We start from the raw sequence: 3,686 nt of genomic DNA on the forward strand, positions 1-3,686 counted from the left end.
CTTCGTCAGCGGGATCCCGTTCGCGTACATCCTCGGCGGGGTGCGGCGGGGCCGGCGCGGCGACGATCGGCGTACGCGGGAAGGGCGGGACGATCCACCAGTCGCCCGGGGCGGCCACGGCGGGGGACGGGGTCGACGGGACGACCGGCGGCTGACCTGTCGCCGGCACCGGGATCACCACGGGGCCGACCGAGGGTGTCGGCAGGAACGGGGTGCTGCTGTCCGGCAGGGCCGTGCTGCCGACGGTGGCGGAGCCGGTGCTGATCGCGGCGAGGACCGGCATCGACGCGGTGCCGGCGAGCAGCGCCACCGTGAACAGGTAGCCCCGGGACGGCCCGCCCGAGCCGGGAGCCCGGTGCGCCCCGACCAGCCTCCGGTAGCCGCCGGGGGCGCGATGCCGACCGAGGAAGGGGGTGGCGGGATCTTGGGCTGGCTCGGACACCACGCACTCCCTTTCGTCGGCTCGGCGGCGGACGGCCCGGTACGGCGACCGCTCCGGAGCGCCCGGCGTACCGCCCGGACGCGTGGAAGCGGCAAACCGCCCGACGCGGACGATCCCGCGCCAATCAGCCTGGACCAGTGACGCTGCGTCGGCCAACCCTGCACAGCGTGTCGACACGCGTATATGGCCGAACGGTGACGAACCACCGCCGGATCGGCCGGGCGTCGATGCAACGGACACCGGGCCGTTCGTGCGACGAAGCGGGCCACCACCACGGCGCGGGACAGGCGCAGTGTGGGCGCGCTCACGTGTGATGCGAATATGGACCACGACGGCAACGCAGCCACGACCTCCGCGCACCCCCGCGGCAGGCGCGGCTGGGCGCCGGCGCTCCCGAACCGGGTTCGGCCAAGAATCCGGCTCACGCCGCGCGGCAACCCCCACCGGGGCTAGGCGCGGCCGCCAGGAACCCGTCCGGCACCAGCCGGGCAGGCGCACGAGTTGCGCGGCCGGGTGACCCCCCGGTGCCGACGCAGACAGACAGGGAGAGACGGATGGCAAAGGGCGACCCCGGGGTCTCCAGTCGCGGCCGACGGGCCGCACCCCGGTCCAGGAAGGGTGCGACCGGCGACCCGCAGCTGGTGCAGCTGCTCACCCCGGAGGGTGAGCGGATCGAGAGCGCGACGGGCCCGGACGGGACTGAGTACCGCGTCGACTTCACCGACGAGGAGTACCGCGGGCTCTACCGCGACCTCGTGCTGGTCCGCAAGCTCGACGCCGAGGCCACCGCGTTGCAGCGCCAGGGCGAGCTGGGTCTGTGGGCCAGCCTGCTGGGCCAGGAGGCCGCGCAGGTGGGCTCGGGACGCGCGCTGCGTACGCAGGACATGGCCTTCCCGACCTACCGGGAGCACGGCGTCCTCTACTGCCGGGGCATCGACCCGATCATGCCGCTCGGCCTGTTCCGGGGCGTCGACCAGGGTGGCTGGGACCCGAACGAGTTCAAGTTCAACATGTACACGATCGTGATCGGGGCGCAGACCCTGCACGCGACCGGGTACGCCATGGGCGTCCACATGGACGGCAAGACCGGGACCGAGGACGGCGAGGCGGTGATCGCCTACTTCGGCGACGGCGCCACCAGCCAGGGCGACGTCAACGAGGCGTTCGTCTGGGCCAGCGTCTTCAACGCCCCGCTGGTGTTCTTCTGCCAGAACAACCAGTACGCCATCTCCGAGCCGCTGGAGCGGCAGACCCGCGTGCCGCTCTACCAGCGGGCGGGCGGCTTCGGCTTCCCCGGCGTCCGGGTGGACGGCAACGACGTGCTCGCGTCGTACGCGGTGACCCGGCACGCGCTGGACAACGCCCGGCTCGGCCAGGGCCCCAGCCTGATCGAGGCCTACACCTACCGGATGGGCGCGCACACCACCTCCGACGACCCGACCCGCTACCGGATCGCCAGCGAGGTCGAGGCCTGGCAGGCGAAGGACCCGATCGCCCGGATGAAGGCGTTCCTGGAGAAGCAGCAGATCGCCGACGCGGACTTCTTCACCGCCGTCGACGAGCAGGCCCGCACCGAGTCGGTGCACCTGCGCGAGCGGGTGCTCGCCATGCCCAACCCGGAGCCGGTGACGATGTTCGACCACGTCTACCCCAACGGATCCCCCGAGCTCGACGAGCAGCGGGCGCAGTTCACGAAGTACATGGAGTCGTTCGAGGGGAGCGCCCACTGATGGCCACGGAGACGCTCAGCCTCGGCAAGGCCCTCAACACCGGCCTGCGCAGGGCCCTGGAGAACGACCCGAAGGTCGTCATCATGGGCGAGGACGTCGGCAAGCTCGGCGGCGTCTTCCGGATCACCGACGGCCTCCAGAAGGACTTCGGCGACCAGCGGGTGATCGACACGCCGCTCGCCGAGTCCGGCATCATCGGCACCGCCGTGGGCCTGGCCATCCGCGGTTTCCGGCCGGTCTGCGAGATCCAGTTCGACGGCTTCGTCTACCCCGCGTACGACCAGATCGTGTCGCAGGTGGCGAAGATGCACTACCGCTCGCAGGGCAAGGTCCGGATCCCGATGGTCATCCGGATCCCGTTCGGCGGCGGCATCGGCGCGGTCGAGCACCACTCCGAGTCGCCCGAGGCGTACTTCGCCCACACCGCCGGCCTGAAGGTGGTGTCCTGCGCCAACCCGCAGGACGCCTACACCATGATCCAGCAGGCCATCGCGTCGGACGACCCGATCGTCTTCCTGGAGCCGAAGCGGCGCTACTGGGAGAAGGGACCGGTCGAGCTGGACGCCCCGCTGTCCGGGGCGTACCCGCTGCACTCGTCCCGGGTCGTCCGGCCCGGCACGGACGCCACGGTGCTGGCGTACGGGCCGATGGTGCGGACCTGCCTGGACGCGGCGACCGCCGCCGCCGAGGACGGCCGGGAGCTGGAGGTCATCGACCTGCGCTCGCTCTCCCCGCTGGACCTGACCGCCGCGTACGAGTCGGTGAAGCGCACCGGCCGCTGCGTGGTCGTGCACGAGGCCCCGGGCAACCTGGGCCTGGGCTCGGAGATCGCGGCCCGGGTCACCGAGGAGTGCTTCTACTCCCTGGAGTCCCCGGTGCTGCGGGTGACCGGCTTCGACACCCCCTACCCGGCCTCCCGGGTGGAGGAGGAGTACCTGCCCGACCTCGACCGGGTGCTCGACGCCGTCGACCGCACCTTCGGCTGGTGAGCGGCATGTCGCGGATCAAGGAGTTCAACCTGCCCGACCTGGGCGAGGGCCTGACCGAGGGTGAGATCCTCGCGTGGCTGGTCAAGGTCGGCGACGTCATCGAGCTGAACCAGCCGATCGTCGAGGTGGAGACGGCCAAGGCGGCCGTCGAGATCCCGGCGAAGTGGGCCGGCCAGGTGCAGGCGATCTTCCACCCGGAGGGAAGCACGGTCGAGGTCGGCACGCCGATCATCGCGATCGACACCGACCCGGGCGCCGGCCCGATCGAGGCGTCGACGACCGGTGCGCCGGCCGCCGCCCTGCCCACCCCGTCGGCGGCGTCGCTGGCCGCGGTCGAGGTGGCGCCGGCCGAGGGCGCGGTCGAGCCGGGCCTGATCGGCGGTCCCGCCCCGGGCGGCCGTACCGCCGTCCTGGTCGGTTACGGCCCCCGCACCGCGGCGGCCAAGCGCCGCCCCCGTTGCGTCGATCATGGACCTGTGGTGCCGGAATCGTGGTGATCGGAGGTGTCCTGTCCTCCACCACAAC

At 72.2% G+C, this 3,686-nt stretch carries 2 protein-coding genes and 2 pseudogenes; 3 read left to right on the top strand and 1 reads right to left on the bottom strand.

What is annotated here, in order from left to right; genetic code table 11:
• A pseudogene (locus ACSNN9_RS28105) lies at positions 1-442 on the bottom strand (hypothetical protein); the annotation flags it as partial.
• Positions 443-996: 554 nt separating this feature from the next.
• On the opposite strand from ACSNN9_RS28105, the gene pdhA reads away from it, so the two are divergent.
• From pdhA to ACSNN9_RS28120, 3 genes and pseudogenes are all read left to right on the top strand, one after another.
• Positions 997-2,172: a pyruvate dehydrogenase (acetyl-transferring) E1 component subunit alpha gene (pdhA, locus tag ACSNN9_RS28110; protein ID WP_436676330.1), complete on the top strand. Its 1,176-nt coding sequence runs from the start codon at positions 997-999 to the stop codon at positions 2,170-2,172.
• Positions 2,172-3,161: an alpha-ketoacid dehydrogenase subunit beta gene (locus ACSNN9_RS28115; protein ID WP_436676331.1), complete on the top strand. Its 990-nt coding sequence runs from the start codon at positions 2,172-2,174 to the stop codon at positions 3,159-3,161. The genes pdhA and ACSNN9_RS28115 overlap by 1 nt, the downstream gene beginning before the upstream one ends.
• A 5-nt stretch (positions 3,162-3,166) precedes the next feature.
• A pseudogene (locus tag ACSNN9_RS28120) lies at positions 3,167-3,619 on the top strand (biotin/lipoyl-containing protein); the annotation flags it as partial.
• Positions 3,620-3,686 lie beyond the last annotated feature (67 nt).

Source organism: Micromonospora sp. URMC 107 (assembly GCF_051386315.1).
In the GTDB taxonomy this organism is placed as follows: Bacteria; Actinomycetota; Actinomycetes; order Mycobacteriales; family Micromonosporaceae; genus Micromonospora.

Bases quoted from the DNA above. Each gene is read 5' to 3' on its own strand.
- pdhA (WP_436676330.1), top strand. From the start codon at position 997: ATGGCAAAGGGCGACCCCGGGGTCTCCAGTCGCGGCCGACGGGCCGCA.
- ACSNN9_RS28115 (WP_436676331.1), top strand. From the start codon at position 2,172: ATGGCCACGGAGACGCTCAGCCTCGGCAAGGCCCTCAACACCGGCCTG.